The following is a 16951-nucleotide window of genomic DNA, read 5'->3' as shown; positions in this document are numbered from 1 at the left end:
TTAAATCTCTGATTCAGGAATCATTTCGCCCATTGCTACAACAACTTTTCGCGAACCGATAAATGGATTGCGACTGTGAGCGACAAGCATATTATCTAGCATTAAGATGTCTCCTGCTTGCCAGGGAAAACTAACAGCAGCTTGCGCGTACACTGCCTGAATTTCTTCCATTACTGAGTCTTCAATAGGAGTGCCGTCACCGTAATAAACATTGCGGGGGAGGTTCTCTTCTCCAAAAACAGAGAGCAAGGAAGCGCGGGTTGCGGCATCTAAGCAGGAAATGTGGTGCAAGGGAAGTTGATTGAAAAATACCATCTCTTTGGTTATTGGGTGCTTGGCAATTGCGGGCCGAATTTTGCGAGTTCTCAAATTATTTCCTGCTTTCCACTCAAATTCCATCCCGGCTTGCCGGCAGTATTCCTCTACCACGAATTTGTCTTCCGTTTTGAAAAAATCTTTCCAGCTTACATCGAGTCCGTCTGTGTAGTTACGAACGTACATAATTTGCTTTTGGGCAAATTTTTCTCTGAGTTTCGGATCTAGCAACTGGTAAATTTTACGGCAGTCAACTATCGGCGTTTCTCCGCCTTGTTGCGCTGGCTGAACGCAGAAAAACCAGATTTTCATCGGCCAGCGGTGCAGGTGCGAACTCTCGCTGTGAAATAAGATAGCTTTATCTGCTGGGTAAGGAGTTGAACCGTAAACTTTTGGGCTAACTCCTTCGCGTGGCAAATCCCCGTACTCCCCAAATAATTCCGAACAAATTGAGAGTGCAAACTCCTCGAATGCGGAAACCACAGGGCCGATGAACCCTCGAAAAAGAATCCCTCCATGCTGTAGCAATTTTGCCTCTATAAATTCGCGGTTATTTTTCGCCCAGTCTGCGAGATCGACATCGGCTACTGCGGGTTTTGCCACTAAAGGAAAGAGTTCGTCGGCGTGCAGATACTCCGTTTTTATCAATTCGCCTTGCGGCAATGCCACTGGCTTCGGCTTGACGCTTTTGAACTTACTAAAATTGCTTTTTTCACGCTTTAGTTCTTGCATGGCTTGTTTCTGTTTCTGGGCTTCTGTGAGAATTTCTAAAGTGTTCAAACGACTGTCAGGCTGCGCCACAATGCTGCCGAGGAGGGTTTCAAAGCGATTTGACATTTGAGCGATCGTCTCTCTGTCAAATAGGTCGAAATTATACTTCCAACTGCCGACAATTCCTGTCTCTGTTTCCGACACAAATAGCGCCAAATCAAATTTAGCCGTACCGCTATCAATTGCAACCGGCATTAAAGTTAAACCCGCCATTTCTAAATCCGGCATAGGCGCATTTTGCATGACGAATAAAACTTGAAATAGCGGTGTCTGACTCAGGGTGCGATCGGGACGCAGTTCTTCTACCAGTTTGTCGAAGGGCAAATCTTGGTGAGTGTAAGCTTTTAATGTCACTTCGCGCACGCGATCGAGCAGTTGGCGAAATGTAGGATTGCCGCGCATATCGGTTCGCAAGACGAGGATATTGACAAAGAAACCAATTAAAGCTTCTGTCTCAACTTGTGTGCGGTTTGCTAGGTCAGTACCGACGACAATATCTTCTTGATTTGTGTAGCGATAAAGCAGCGTTTGAAGAGCTGCCAACAAGGTCATAAACAAGGTGACATTTTGTTGCCTACTGAGTGCGTTTAGCGCTTTTGAAACTTGCCAATCAAGCTGGAATTCTTGAATCTCAGCTTGATTGCTAGAAACAGCAGAACGCGGTTGTTTTGCTGGCAATTGCAGCGGGGGCAAAATTTGACCCAACTGCTGCTTCCAGTCAGCGAGTTTTGCTTCCAGAACTTCGCCTTGCAGCCAGTTTATTTGCCAAACAGCATAGTCTGCGTACTGTACAGAAAGTTCGGGTAGGGGAGAAGGTTTGCCACTGCAGAATGCTTCATAAAGCGCCGCCACTTCCCGCACGAGTACCCCCATCGACCAGCCATCAGCTACGATGTGGTGTACTGTCAGTAACAGCAGGTATTCTGTCTCGTCAAGATGTAACAATGTGACGCGCAGTAACGGCCATTTTGTTAGGTCAAAAGGCTGTCGCGCTTCTTCAGCGGCGAGTCGCATTGCCTCGGCTTCTCGTTCCCCTTGCGATAACTCTCTTAAGTTTACGATCGGCAATGTGAAATTAAAAGATGAAATAATAACCTGAGCGGGTCGTCCTTCCACTGAATTAAAAGTTGTCCGCAATGCTTCGTGTCGCTTGATAATCTCCTGAAAAGTTTGCTCTAGAACCGCTACATTGAGCGCCCCCTTCAAGCGCACGGCTGCTGGGATATTATAGCCAGGATTCCCCGGCTGCAATTGGTCGAGAAACCACAGGCGTTGTTGTGCAAAAGAAAGGGGTAATTTTTCCTGCCTTGACGCCCGCTTGATGGGGGGTGCTTTCAGTTTTTGCTCGGCGCGATATTGCAAGAGGCTTTCGGTCACAGTTGCGACGGTAGGGGATTCAAAAAGAGAGCGCAAGGGCACTTCAACTTGAAAAGCTTCTCGCAGGCGAGAAATCGCCTGAGTAGCCAGCAATGAATGACCTCCCAAGTCAAAGAAGTTATCGTGAATTCCAACTCGCTCTAAACCGAGAACTTCAGCCCAAATTTCTGCTATTAATTGCTCGTCGGGAGTTCGAGGTTCGGCAAAATTGCTCTCGAATTCCGCTCGGTTGATGTCAGGTGCTCTTAGCGATCGCCGATCAATTTTTCCATTGGGTGTTAAAGGCAGCGACTCCAATAAAACAAAGGCTGAGGGCATCATGTACTGCGGCAATTTTTGTTTCAGGTAACAGCGCAAATCATTAATAAGCTCTGAGTCTTGAATTTTGAGTGCTGAGTTAGAAACGATATAAGCGACCAAGCGCTTGTCGCCTGGATTGTCTTCTCGAACCAGCACGACGGTATCCCGCACGGCTGGGTGCTGACCGATCGCTGCTTCAATCTCGCCTAATTCGATGCGAAATCCGCGAATTTTAACTTGGTGGTCGCTGCGCCCCATAAATTCAATGTTTCCATCTGGAAGATAGCGAGCTAAGTCCCCGGTTTTATAGATGTGTTCTGAAAGGATGAAGGATGAAGCATTCTGGATTAATGAAAAAGCAGTTCTATTTTCCGCCAAGGGATTGGGAATAAATTTCTCTGCGTTTAGTTCGGGGCGCTTTAGATAACCTCTGGATAAGCCCGCGCCGCCGATATAAAGTTCGCCGAAAACGCCTACAGGAACGGGCTGCAAATTGGCGTCTAAAATATAAAGCTGGGTGTTGGGAAGGGGGCGACCAATTGGAATGTAAGGGCGCTCGGATTCAATTAATTTTATGGGATGAATGGCTGTCCAGACAGTCGCTTCAGTCGGGCCGTAAAAGTTCCAAAGGGGTATGTTCCACTCAAGTAATTGAGCAGCGAGTTCTGTAGGAAAAGCTTCCCCGCCGCAAACAATTAAGCGGAGGCTCGATTGTTGAAAGTTAGTGGCAGCTTTTTTCGCGTCAATCAGTTGGCGGATTGCGGAAGGAGTTTGATTGAGAATGGTGACTCGCTCGGAGCACAGCAGTTGGTAAAATGCGGCTGGCGATTGCGTCTCGAACAGGGGAACGACGATTAGTTTGCAACCGTGAAGAAGTGCTCCCCAAATTTCCCAGACGGAAAAGTCGAAAGCGTAAGAGTGAAAAACCGTCCAAACGTCGCGATCGCTAAAATTAAATAGAGGGCGAGTGGCTGCAAAAAGATGAACGACGCTGCGGTGGTTGACTTGAACGCCCTTGGGTTTCCCGGTGGAGCCTGATGTATAGATTACATAAGCGAGATTGTCAGGGGTTGCCTCACTTGATGGATTTTCTTCGCTTTCGGGCGCGATATTCTGCCAGTCGGAATCTAGGAAAATTTTATGCAATGCGCGGTCAATTTTCTCACCTAAATGCGACTGCGCGATCAGTATTTCAACCCCAGCGTCTTCTAGCATGAAGTTCAAGCGCTCATTGGAATGCGCCGGATCGAGCGGAACGTAAGCGCCGCCAGCCTTGAGAATGCCGAGCAATCCCACTACCATTTCTAGGGAGCGATCGACCAAAATTCCGACCGGAATTTCCGGTTTAACCCCTAAGTTTTTTAGGTGATGTGCTAGCTGATTTGCTCGCCGATTCAGCTCTCGATAGGTTAGCTGCTCCCCGTCAAAAACGACAGCGATCGCATCCGGCGTCCGCTCTGTCTGCGCTTCAAATAAGCCGTGTACGCACTGATTTTTCGGAAGTTCCGATTGAGTATTGTTCCACTCGAACAGCAGTTGCTGCTGTTCTGGTTTCGTCAATATTGGCAAATTTGAAATGCGCTGTTCGGGATTAGCAGCTATACTTTCTAGTAAGGTTAGAAAATGTCCGGCTATCCGTCGTGCCGTGCTAGCGTCAAACAAATCTTGGCTATACTCAAGCGTTCCATCAATACCCTCTAATCCTTCCTCCAGGTCAAGCGCTAAATCAAATCTCGCCGTTTTCCGTTCTATTTCCAAACTGCTCAACGTCACTCCTGGCAATTTCATCTGCGACCTCGGAACATTTCGCAGAGAAAACAATACCTGAAATAGGGGATTATGACTTAAATCTCGTTCGGGTTGTAGGATCTCTACCAGTTTCTCGAAGGGCAAATCCTGGTGGTTATAGGCGCCGAGAGCTACTTCTCGCACGATCCCCAGTAACTCTTTAAAAGTCGGGTTGCTCGATAGATTGGTGCGGAAAACTAAGGTGTTAGCAAATAAGCCAATTAATTCCTCGATTTCGCGTCTGTTGCGGTTAGCAATGGTGGAGCCAACTAAAATATCCTCTTGCCCGGTGTAGCGATAGAGCAATGTTTTAAACGCTGCCAGTAGGGCCATAAATAAAGTAGCTTTTTCCCGCTGGCTTAATTGGGCGATTTCCTCTGCGATTGCCTTGGGAATGGTGAATTTATGTACGGCACCTCGGAAGGTTTGTACTGCCGAGCGGGGGCGATCGGTTGGCAAATTTAGTACAGAGAGATTGCCTCCTAACTGTTTTTTCCAGTAAGCAAGCTGCGTCTCTAAAACTTCTCCCTGCAACCACTGGCGCTGCCAACTTGCAAAGTCTGCGTACTGTACCGACAGTTCGGGAAGGGGTGAAGGTTTGCCAGTGCAAAAGGCTTGATAAAACGTGGCGAGTTCCTGGATGAATATTCCCATTGACCAGGCATCGGAAATGATGTGGTGCTGACTCAATAGCAGCACCCAGTTTGAATCGCTCAAGTGCAGCAATTTGGCACGCAATAAGGGTGCTTGTGACAGGTCGAAAGCAAGCTTTGCTTCTGCGGCGATTAACCGTTCAACTTCGCGAGATCGTTCAGTTTCAGGAAGCGATCGCAAATCTCTTTCTAAAATTTTCAATTCCAGATTGGAAGCGATCGCCTGAACGGGTTGCCCGTTTATTGTCTTAAAAGCCGTTCGCAAAACTTCATGACGCTTGACAAGTTCGTTGAGACTGCGATCGAGAGATCTCGCGTCGAGTGTTCCCGTCAAACGCACGCCGACGAGGGTGTGATAGGTAAAGTTGCCTGGAGTTAGTTGCTCAAAAAACCACAACCGCTGTTGAGCAAACGACAGAGGAAAAGTGTTAGACTCTCGACTTTGAGGCAGAATTTTTTCTAGCGCAACGTTTTCTTTTTTATGGTTGAGCCGCTGCAACAGCAACTCGCGCTTTTGGGGAGAAAGAGCCGCGATGCGTTCGATTAAATCACTCATTTGCTGACTCCTTGTTGGGCGAGAATTTCCTGAATTTGTGCTTCTGACAGTTGATCGAGGTCTGCTAAAACTTGAGCTAGCATTTCACTGTCTGTTTGTTGGACTTGCTTTTGCGCGATCGCTACAGCAAAATCGCCGACTGTGGCCGACTCAAATAAACGGTGCAAAGGCAACTCGACCTGAAATGCTTGGCGCACTCGGGAAATGACTTGAGTTGCTAATAAGGAATGCCCTCCTAATTCAAAAAAGTTGTCGTAAATGCCGACTTTTTCAAGTTTGAGAACTTCAGCCCAGATAGCGGCTAAAACTTCCTCGATATTTGTGCGAGGCGCGACAAAGTTTGCTGTCAACTCCGGTCGCATTTCGCCAGGTGCGGGCAGCAATCGTCGGTCTACTTTTCCGTTAGAAGTTAAAGGAAAACTTTTGAGTATCACAAAAGCAGAAGGCACCATGTACTCCGGCAATTTTGACGTTAAAAAATTGCGAATTTCCTTGTGGGTAGGTGCTTGTTTCTGCTCGGAAATCAAATAAGCCACGAGGCGCTTTTGTGCCATCTCGTCTTCTGGCGCCACAACTACAGCCTGCGCGATATCTGGATGTTGCCCCAGCACCGCCTCAATTTCTCCCAATTCAATGCGGAAACCGCGAATTTTTACTTGGCCGTCAATTCGCCCGATAAATTCGATGTTTCCGTCTGGCAAATAGCGAGCCAAGTCGCCGGTTTTGTACAGTCGCGTCTTTGCTTGCGTGTCAAATGGATTGGGAATAAATTTTTCTGCGGTTAATTCAGGGCGGTTAAGATATCCGCGCGCCAAATTATCACCGCCGATGTACAGTTCACCAGGTACGCCTATCGGCACCGACTGCAAGTAAGAATCCAAGATATAAATTTGAGTGTTGGCAATCGGAAGACCGAGTGGAACTGTGTCAAAATCGCACCCAATTTTATCAAATTCGACTTGATAAGTCAGCACACCTACAGTTGTTTCTGTTGGTCCGTAGTGATTGAATACTGAGCAACTGCGAACAAGTTTGCGAAGTGTTTTAATTAAGCTCCAGTTGGCAGATTCGCCTCCTAAAATAAGCCGTTTACCAGGCAAAATTGACTTGGGTTGAGAGGAATTTAAAAGGGCGGCTAGGTGAGAGGGAACTATTTTGAGGCAGTCGATGGGATTGCGGCAGAAATATTCACTCAGTGCCTCTGGATCGGTGGCGCGTTCTTGGGAGAGAATATGCAGGCAACCGCCGAAACAAAGGGCGGGGAAAATCGCTGTGTTTCCTAAGTCGGCGGCGAAGGTGGAAACGGTAGCAAAACTGGCATCGGCTGGTAGGTTTAATTTTTCCTGAATGCTGTGCAGGTAATTGAGCAGTTGCCGGTGTTCGATCGCGACTCCTTTGGGGATGCCCGTGGAACCGGAAGTATAGATGACGTAAGCTAAATTGTCAGAAGAGGCGCGATCGGTGTAAGATGCAGAAACAGTGGGAATGTCTGTATCGATGCAAACAATATTTGCCTGAGTTTTCGGCAAGCTTTCGATGAGCCGCTGTTGTACGAGCAAAACCTTCACCTGAGCGTCTTCTAGCATTAGCGCTTTGCGCTCTATTGGGGTCGTTGGATCGATGGGTAAATAGGCGCCACCGGCTTTGAGTACGCCCAGCATTCCTAGGATTGTTTCTAAGGAGCGATCGAGGCAAATGCCAACAACGACCTCTGGTTCAACTCCCAAGTTTTGCAGGTGATGGGCGAGTTGATTGGCGCGATCGTTGAGTTCTCGGTAGGTGATTTTTTCACTTTCAAAGACGACGGCAATGCTGTCTGGGTTGCGTTCTGCTTGTTCTTCAAAAAGCTGATGAACGCATTTATTTTTCGGGTAATCTTTCTGGGTTTGGTTGAACTCGACGAGAAGCTGGTGACGATCGCGATCGCTCAGTATGTCTACCTGACTGATAGCGACTTCGGGATTTTTGACTATGCTTTCTAAGAGCGCCTGAAAGTGTTCTGACAAGCGCTTTATATCTGCCGCAGCAAATAAAGCGGAATCATAGTGAAACTCAGCGCTTATGGAATTGCACAGGCGAAGGCAGGAGAGTTTGAGTTTGAATGGCTCTAGGCAGGCATCTTGCCGAACGAGGGAAAATGAAACGCCTGAATTACCATTGTTTTTAGGCTCTGCTTGGAACTCAAAGGAGACGGGCAAAAAGCTGCTGCTTTTTTCGTTTTCTAAGATTTCTTCCCAGCTAAAATATTCTTGCCAGTTGTACATCTCGTTGAGATTAAGCTCAACTTGCTGCCGCGCTTGTGAGAAATTTAACTCGTCTTGCACTGGGCATTGTAGGGGTAAGTATTTGCACAGCAGCCCCAGAGTGTGTTCTAATTCTTCATATTTTCTGCCTTCAATCGCTACGCCGATTATCGGGTTTTGCTCTCTGGTAAGCCGCGAAATGAGAATTTGCCAGCAAGTCAGCAGGAAGGCAGAAATATCGCTTTTGTGCTTTGGGGCGATCGCTTCCAGGCTGTTCAACAAATCACCCCGAATTTCCACCCTTTCTACTAGCGGCTCAAATTCCGCTTCTGAATTCTTCTTTTCCCAAGGAAGCGTTAATAAATCCAAAGATTCAATGTTCAGCTTTCGCCAGTATTCTTGACCGATTGCCGTTTCTTCTGATTCGAGTAACTCATTTTGCCACTCAGCAATATCGGCATATTGCATTGGCTCATCGGCTGGTTCTTCTTGGCACGTATAGGCCCAGTAGGAAAGACTGAGTTCGCGGGTGAAATTTTTCAGGGTGACGCTATCTGCAATTAAGGCAGAGAAGTTCGCCACCAATAGGTGCTTGTCTTGGGCCAGAGTGACTAAAGAGATATGCCAAAGTGGGCCGCGCTCAAAATCAAAAGGAAGCAGACTTAGTTGCTGAAAAAGCGCTGCGATTTTAGCTTCTTGTTCTTCGGGAGACAAACCGCTCAGATTGTGTTCCGAGATTGGAACTTCACCAGTGCTGGCGATCGCTTGCAGGGGTAGTGTCATCCCAGGCAAGCAGTGAAAGCTAGTACGCAGGATTTCGTGCCGATTCACGACATTTTGCAGCGCACTTTTAAGAATCTCTCGATCGAGGTTTCCTGTAATTAAAATTGCACCTCGAACGCGATAGATCTGTTTAGGATTATTTTGCTGTAACCCCCACAGGCGCCGCTGCTGTGGAGAAAGTCTAAACCCTTCGATTGTTTCATTTTGCATATCTACAGTTCCTTTCATGGGTCTAAATGTCTTGACAGCTAAACGGTTCTGCCATCCCGACAACAACTCGACGCGAACCAGAGAATGGGGTGCGTCCGTGGGCGGTTAGCATATTATCTAGCAGCAAGACATCTCCTTCTTTCCAAAGAAAAACAGTTGTTTCTTGCTGATAGCAGCGACGAATTTCGTCTAAGATAAAATCTTCAATGGGCGAGCCATCGCCGTAATAAGCATTGCGGGGTAAATCTTCCTGCTTAAAAGAAGTTAAAAGCTCTTTGCGAACGACGGGTTCGAGATTGGAAATGTGAAAGAGGTGAGCTTGATTAAACCACACCATTTCCTGCGTTTGTGGGTGCCCAGCGACAGCTTGACATATTTGCCTAGTTCTCAAGCGATCGTCACTTTTCCATTCTAACTCAATTCCTGCTTTTTGGCAATACTCTTCTACCTCAATTTTGCTATCAGTATTGAAGACATTTTGCCAGGGTAAATCTACGCCACCGCCGTAATTTCGCACATACATAACCTTTTTTTGGGAAAACTTTTCTCTAATCTTTAAATCCAGGCTTTCAAACACTTTGCGGCTGTTAGCAATCGGGGTTTCTCCTCCCTGTTCGGCTTTCTTGACGCAGAAAAAAGCGATTTTCAGTGGCCAATTTCGAGAATAAGCCATTTCATTATGTAGTGGGATGAATTGCTCGGCAGGATACTCGGTGGAAGTGTAGATATTTCCGCTCACCAGGCTACGCGGAGTCGAGCGAAAAGAATATTCCAACAAGTCGCCAGCAAGAGTTTGAATAAACTGCTCGAAACCATTCACCCCGCCGACTTCAAAGCCTCGAAAAAGTATTCCTCCGTGCTTCCATAACTGCGTTTCAATTGATGAGCGATTGTTCTGCGCCCAACCTGCGAGATTTAATTTTTCTACGGTTGGCTGAACAACTAGAGGTAGAAGGTTTTCGGGCTGGAGGTAGGCGGTTTTGACTAATTCCTCTGAGGACAGGCTGACGGCTTTGCGCCTAACTGATCCTAACTTTTGGGAGTTGAGATTCTTTGTTTCTGTATTTGTCATAGTTTTTGCTTTGGTGAGGATTTTATCCCTTTTTCCCGAAAAAACCTGAGAGATGGAGATCAATTCCGGTAGCATCGGCATAGTAAAATTCAGTCAACAGTCAACAATCACAGATGGTGCAACCGGAATCCATCTAATTCATCTGCGTTAATCTGTGTTAATCTGCCTGTATCTGCGGTCAAAAAAAGAGAATTTCTGCAACCGCAGATGACAATGGATTGACGCTGATTCACGCAGATGAAAAGAAGAGAGATAGGAATAATTCCGATGCTAACAGATTTGATATGAGCCATCATTTTAAACTTTTCATAACTTTGCGTTTAGCCATTTTTAATTTTTGAATTCCCGAAAGATGAATTTGTTTTTGCTGCTCGATTTGGTGCTGCCTTTCTGCTTCAGCAAGAATTTTTGCCAAGTCGTCGATCCTCATATCTGGCTGGATGACTACCTGGTTGAGGAGGGTTTGGAAACCTCTCACCATTCGGGCAATGGTCGCCGCCTCAAATAAGTCGGTTTTGTAGCTAAATAAGCCTTGAATTCCTTCTGAAACCTCCCAGACAGTGAGGCTTAAGTCGTGTTTCGACATACCGACATCGAATTCCAGAATGCTCAAGGTCAAACCAGCTAACTCCAGGGGTGGCATGGGCGCATTCTGGAGAACAAACCACACTTGAAACAGCGGGTTATAGCTGAGATTACGCTCCGGCTGCAATTCCTCCACGAGCTTTTCAAAAGGAAGATCCGGGTGAGCGTAAGCTCCTAAAGCTGCCTCGCGTGTTCGACTGAGTAGTTCGCGGAAAGTTGGATTACCTGCGGTGTCAATTCGCAGCACTAAAGTATTGACAAAAAATCCAATCAGTTCCTCTAATTCAAGGCGGTTGCGATTGGCGATTGGAGAGCCAATAGCGAGGTTATCCTGGTTGATCTGGCAGTATAGCAAGGATTGAAATACTGCCAATAACGTCATAAAGAGGGTGACTTCTTGTTGCTGGGCGAGCGTTTTTAGCCTTTTAGTTAAAGAAGCAGAAATCACAAAAGATTGCTGCGACGCTCGGAAAGTTGGTACGGGAGAGCGCTGCCTATCTGTTGATAGCACAGCTAAAGTGCCTCCCAATTGCTGTTTCCAATAAGCGAGCTGTTTTTCTAATTTCTCTCCCTGGAAATGCTGCCGCTGCCAACTGGCGAAGTCGGCATACTGGACGGAAAGTTCAGGCAGCCCAGAGGGTTTGTCAGTGGAAAAAGCTTCATAAAGTGCGGCTACTTCTCGCACCAATACCCCCATAGACCAACCATCAGAAATAATGTGGTGTATTGTCAGCAGCAACACATATTCTGCCGGACTAAGTTGCAGGAGAGTGCCCCGCAGTAAGGGCGATCGCGTTAAGTCAAAGGGGCGTTGAGCTTCTTCAAGAGTACGCTGCTCAATTTCAGCTTGCTGCTCAGTTTCTGGTAAATGTCCCAAGTTTACCACCGACAAAGGGAAATTCAAGGAAGGAGAAATCAGTTGAACAGGTTGCCCATCCACTTCTCCAAAAGCAGTCCGTAAAACTTCGTGACGCCGGACAATTTCATTGAGTGTTTGTTGCAGTGCCGACAAATTCAATTGCCCTTGCAACCGCACTGCAGCAGGAAGGTTGTAGGCAGGGTTTTCGGGAGACAATTGATCGAGAAACCACAGCCGTTGCTGGGGAAAAGAAAGGGGAGCAGAATTTTGCTGCGATCGCCTGGGAATGCGCTTAGATTGCTCAGCCTGTACTGCCTCTTTGCCCAATGCTTTGAGGAGGAGCGCTCGCTTCTGGGGCGAGAGGTTTTTTAGTCGTTCTGAACGATTAGTAGACATCATGATTTACCTCCTCGGAGTGGTCGCTGTTTGTGATAGTTAAGGAAAGCTTTGCTGCTATTTTTAGCTGGTCGTTTAAAACTACGTTGATATCTGCTTCAGTGGTGAGGGGGTTGGCAAGGACGACTCGCAAAGCAACAATGGGAATGGTTTTGCCATAACAGGTGTTTTGCACGGTTGTTCGCGATACGAAGGTGTGACCGGCTCGCCGCTGGGCCTCCTGAAGGCGATCGTTAAATTGATTAATGAAGTGGTTGTCTGCTTCGGTTAGTTGTTTTTTGGCTGCTTTTTCCCTGAAGGTTTCTGGAATGTAGCGGTATAAAAGAATATTAATTTCTGGTTCTAGCAGCAATTCAAATTCTGGATTTTCCCGGATTAAATTGACGAAGTGCTGCGTTTTATGGATGCCTGCATCTATCAAAAACTCATAGCCTTGATGGCCGATGATATTCAACGCGGCTTGCAAGAACAAACTCGCACCTGGTCGAGATCCTTCGAGTGATCGCCTGCCTAGATCGATGGAGTCTTTTCGCACCGTGTAGGGCGCGTGTTTTTCAATAACTTTGGCGGTTTGGGGATTGCGGAATAAAACCAGACCGATGCCCATGGGCAAATACATTTGTTTGTGTCCATCTATGGTGACGGAATCTGCTAGTTCAATGCCTGCGATTTTGTGTCGGTGACGTTCGGAAAAAAGCACGGGGCCGCCCCAAGCGGCATCGACGTGAAAGTGAGCGTTTGCGGATTGCGCGATCGCGGCTATTTCTGGAAGCGGATCGATACTTCCCGAATCGGTGCTGCCTGCAATACCGATAATTGCCAGAATGTGCAGATTGCGATCGCGACATTCGGCTACAGTTTGGCGCAGCGCTGCCAAATCCATGCGGTGATTGGAATCGGTGGGGACTTTTAGGAGATTGCGATCGCCAATGCCTAATAAATCTGCAGCTTTTTCAAAAGAATAGTGCATCAAACTCGAGCCGATTATCACCATTCCCTTGTAGCCGTAAAACTCTAAAGCTGCGTACAAGCCTTCTTTTTCAATGCCACTAAAGTTATTTTTTGGCCCTAAAGAAGCGTTGCGAGCGCACCACAGGGCTGTGATATTAGCTAGGGTGCCGCCCGTTACCATGATACCGAGCGTGCTATCACTTTTTTGAATGTGCTGGTTATAAAAATCCTCCGAAAAATCGTAAATTAATCGGTGCATCATTGCCAAAGTCTGGCGCTCGCAGGGGCTTAAAACTTTGGCAGTTTCCATCTTGACTAAATTTTGATTCATCGCGGTTAACAGCTTCGCGATCGGGCGCACAAAATAGGGAAGTGCGCTCGTCATGTGACCGATATATCGGGGGGAAGATGTGTGAATGGAATGGGCAACGATGGTTTCGGCTAAATCATCGATATAATTCCCAACATCTGTAGGAAGGGCGGGAATTTTGTTTTCCCTAAACTCCTGGATAATTAACTCTAAGTCAATATCTGTACTAACGGTTTTTGCGTACAAAAAGTCTTGAACTAGGGCAGAAATTCGCTCCTCCATTGCTTCTTCTGCCAAAAATGACTTTTCTGAGGCACTGAATAGCTCCATTAACTTTTCTTCAAGTGGGGTAACTGAGGTTTTTAATGGCTGCATTACATCTGGAAAACTTTTGTTTTTTACTGTTAGTTTATTCATCCAAAATCAATCCTCTTACATGGGCTTTATTGGCTTTTATTCCCTACCGAACCCTTAAGAAAAAAAGGGGTTTTTAGAATTTTTTACCAAGCCGATATTTACTCAGCCAGCATCACACTTTGTGCTTCCTCTCCATCAAGTTTTTCTAAGTGATCGAGCAATTCATCTATCTGGTTAGAATCGGCGTTTGCCAGAATTTCTTCCTCGACCAGTTCTGCTAAATTCTGAATGGTGGGAGCGGCATAAAAATTGTACAGCGGTAACTCCACTCCAAACCGCATTCGCACTCGCGATACCAATTGCATCGCCATCAAAGAGTGACCGCCGATGTCAAAAAAACTTTCATTAATTCCTACTTTTTCTATTTCTAAAACAGCCATCCAAATCTGAGCGAGCTCTTTTTCAGTAGGTGTTTGTGGCTCGGTGAAAGCTGTTTCCTCAGAGACGCGATCGCACTTCTGGGGCAAAGCGCGGCGGTCGAGTTTTCCGTTGGGCGTTAAAGGCAGTTTCGACCGCAGGACGAAGGCAGACGGCACCATATACTCTGGCAAGCGTTCTTGCAGGAACTGGCGCAGCTCGCTAGAAGACAGTGAAGAATTTTGCTCTCGGGCGTCGGGGACGACGTAAGCGACGAGACGCTTGCGAGCGTTCGCCTCGGACCACACCAAAACCGCACTTTCCCGCACTGCCGGATGCTGGGACAGCACCGCCTCAATCTCTGCCAGCTCGATGCGGAACCCGCGAATTTTCACCTGATTGTCAATGCGACCGACATATTCGATGTTGCCATCTGGTCGATAACGAGTTAAGTCTCCAGTTTTGTAGAGGCGCGAACCAGGTTCATTGCTAAAGGGGCTGGGGATAAATTTTTCTGCCGTCAGCTCGGGACGGTTGAGGTATCCCCGTGCCAAACCAGCGCCGCCGAGGTGCAACTCGCCCGGAATGCCAGTGGGTACAGGCTGCCCGTGACAATCTAGGATGTAGGTTTGGACATTGCCAATAGGACGCCCGATCGGCAACTCCCTCAATGCGGCGTCGGCTGCCGATAATTCGCATATCGTTCCCACCACAGTGGCTTCTGTAGGGCCGTAAGTATTCACCAGACGTACTTGTTGCCCTACACGCTCAATCCAAGTTTTCAATCGTTCGGGAAGCGCTTTTTCTCCGCCAATGATTGTCAAGCGTAATGACGGGGCAAGTACCAAGGTTTCTTGGCTCAATAAGGCTGTCAGTTCGTGCCAGTAGGCTGTCGGCAAACTCACAACAGTTAAGTTCCAAGTCCTGCACTTTTCCAAAAATACACCCGCTGAATCCAGCATGGAATCAGTACGCAATACGAGTGTTGCGCCCGAAGTCAGGCAGGGGTAGATTTCTTCGGCACTGGCATCGAAACTAATAGAGGCAAACTGCAAAACGCGATCGCGCTTTTCTATTCCATATTCAGCGATCGCAGCCGTCGTGTAATTGACTAGCGATCGGTGTTCGATTAAAACGCCTTTGGGTTTTCCTGTAGACCCTGACGTGTAGATAACGTAGGCCAGGTTTTCTGGCTTTACGCCGCTGCGAGGGTTTTCTGAGCTGTAAAAAGCAATTTCTTCCCAGCCCGAGTCCAAGCAGACAACACGCGTCGAGTGTGGGGGAAGTTTTTCGAGCAGCTTTTCTTGCGCGAGCAGCACCTGCACTGAAGAGTCTTCTAGCATGAAAGCCAAGCGCTCTTTAGGATAGTTTGGATCGAGTGGGACGTAAGCACCGCCCGCTTTGAGGACGCCCAACAAGCCGATTACCATCAAGGGCGATCGCTCGACGCAAATCCCCACCAAAACTTCTGGTTTTACACCGAGTTTTTGCAGGTAGTGCGCGACTTGATTCGCTCGTGTATTCAGTTCGCGGTAGGTTAATTCTTGGTCTTCAAATACGACTGCAATGGCATCGGGAGTTCGATCGACCTGCGCTTCAAATAATTGATGAATGCAGCGATCTTGGGGATAGTCAGCTTTGGTGCCGTTCCACTCAACAAGAATTTGCTGCTTTTCGGCTGGCGTTAGCAGCGGTAAATTTTTCAAAGGCTGGTGAGGGTTTGCCGCCATCCCTTCTAGTAAGACCTGCAAGTGTCCCAGCATCCGCGCGATCGCGCCTTGTTCAAAGCGGCTGCGATCGTACATAATTTTGAGCTCTAACTCCGATTGCGCGATCGCTATCAATGCGATGGGGTAATTCGTGCTGTCAACCGATCGCACGTCGCCAATCTCTAGGTCACTTTTTCCTCGCTGCAATGAAGGATCGACGGGGTAATTTTCAAATACGACGATACTTTCAAATAGTGGCGTATTGGGAGGAATTTTGCTCCACCGCTGCTGAATTTCTACCAGAGGCGAGTATTCGTACTGGCGCACTTCAATGCTGTGGTTTTGCAATTGCTGTAACCACGAAATAATTGAGTCTTCAGCGGACACTGATACTCTGACAGGCAGAGTATTAATCAGCATCCCAACCATCGATTCCACCCCGATTAATTCAGGCGATCGCCCCGAAACCGTTACGCCAAAAATTATGTCTTCTTCACCGCTATATCGGCTCAAAAGTAGCGCCCAAGCTCCCTGTACTAGAGTATTTATAGTCAGCTTGTACTGTCGCATCAATTCTTGCAGAGGCGCTATATCAGGAATTTTGATTTCAGCTTCGTCCCGGCTCCCTTCACCGATGAAGCAACTCAATTTTCCACCGACAACAAGCGACGTGGGTGTCGTAAATCCTTGGAGCGTTTGCCGCCAAAATGACTCCGCCTCAGCTAAATCTTGCTGCTGCAACCAGGCGATGTAATCTCGATAAGAGCGAGGGCGCTTGAGTTGCAATTGGGCGCCCTGGCATTCTGCTTCGTAAAAGGCAAAAACTTCCTTGAGGACGATCGCCAGCGACCACCCATCAAAAACTAAGTGGTGATGGCTCAAAATGAACTGGAAAGCATCTTCCTGTAACTGCGCTAGCGCAACGCGAATCAAGGGAGCTGATGTCAAGTCAAAGCCCTGTTCTCGATCTGCTTTTAGGAAATTTTCTAGCTGCTGTGCTTGTGCAGGAGTGGAGAGCGATCGCCAGTCTATTTGCTGCCAGGATAAGGGAGCCTGCTTGCGCACAACTTGCACGGGTTCTTTTACGTTCTCCCACACGAAACAAGTCCGCAAAATGGGATGCCTGTCTACAACTTTTTGCCAACTATTTCTAAACGCAGAAACATTGAGATCGCCGCGCAAGACGCACAGCAGTTGCCCGAAATATACGTCCGATTCTGGCTGGTAAAGGGAATGAAAGAGAATGCCCTGCTGCGCTGGGGAGAGGGGATAAAAATCTTCGATATTGCCTTTGCTCAT

The 16951-nt window shown here is 47.4% G+C and carries 6 protein-coding genes; all 6 read right to left on the bottom strand.

Annotated features, from left to right (window positions below; all coding sequences use genetic code 11):
• Entirely contained in the window at nucleotides 1-5760 is a 5760-nt protein-coding gene (locus tag ACUVJL_RS33185; RefSeq protein ID WP_445249722.1) for an amino acid adenylation domain-containing protein, read from the bottom strand.
• Complete coding sequence (locus ACUVJL_RS33180) at nucleotides 5757-8996, bottom strand: non-ribosomal peptide synthetase (RefSeq protein WP_445249721.1); 3240 nt, start codon at nucleotides 8994-8996, stop codon at nucleotides 5757-5759. Before ACUVJL_RS33180 ends, ACUVJL_RS33185 begins: the two co-directional genes overlap by 4 nt.
• A 22-nt stretch (nucleotides 8997-9018) precedes the next feature.
• Nucleotides 9019-10068 (bottom strand): TauD/TfdA family dioxygenase, encoded by a 1050-nt coding sequence (locus tag ACUVJL_RS33175; protein ID WP_445249720.1) that lies wholly within the window; start codon nucleotides 10066-10068, stop codon nucleotides 9019-9021.
• Between the two features lie 292 nt (nucleotides 10069-10360).
• Nucleotides 10361-11911: a condensation domain-containing protein gene (locus ACUVJL_RS33170; protein ID WP_445249719.1), complete on the bottom strand. Its 1551-nt coding sequence runs from the start codon at nucleotides 11909-11911 to the stop codon at nucleotides 10361-10363.
• Nucleotides 11898-13586: a pyridoxal-dependent aspartate 1-decarboxylase PanP gene (gene panP, locus ACUVJL_RS33165; RefSeq protein WP_445249718.1), complete on the bottom strand. Its 1689-nt coding sequence runs from the start codon at nucleotides 13584-13586 to the stop codon at nucleotides 11898-11900. Before panP ends, ACUVJL_RS33170 begins: the two co-directional genes overlap by 14 nt.
• A 98-nt stretch (nucleotides 13587-13684) precedes the next feature.
• Nucleotides 13685-16951 (bottom strand): amino acid adenylation domain-containing protein, encoded by a 3267-nt coding sequence (locus tag ACUVJL_RS33160; RefSeq protein ID WP_445249717.1) that lies wholly within the window; start codon nucleotides 16949-16951, stop codon nucleotides 13685-13687.

It is taken from the genome of Microcoleus sp. OTE_8_concoct_300 (genome assembly GCF_031383065.1).
Taxonomy (GTDB): Bacteria; Cyanobacteriota; Cyanobacteriia; order Cyanobacteriales; family Microcoleaceae; genus Microcoleus.
Note: the sequence above shows the minus strand (reverse complement) of the source record. Positions and strands in the feature narration are given on the sequence as shown.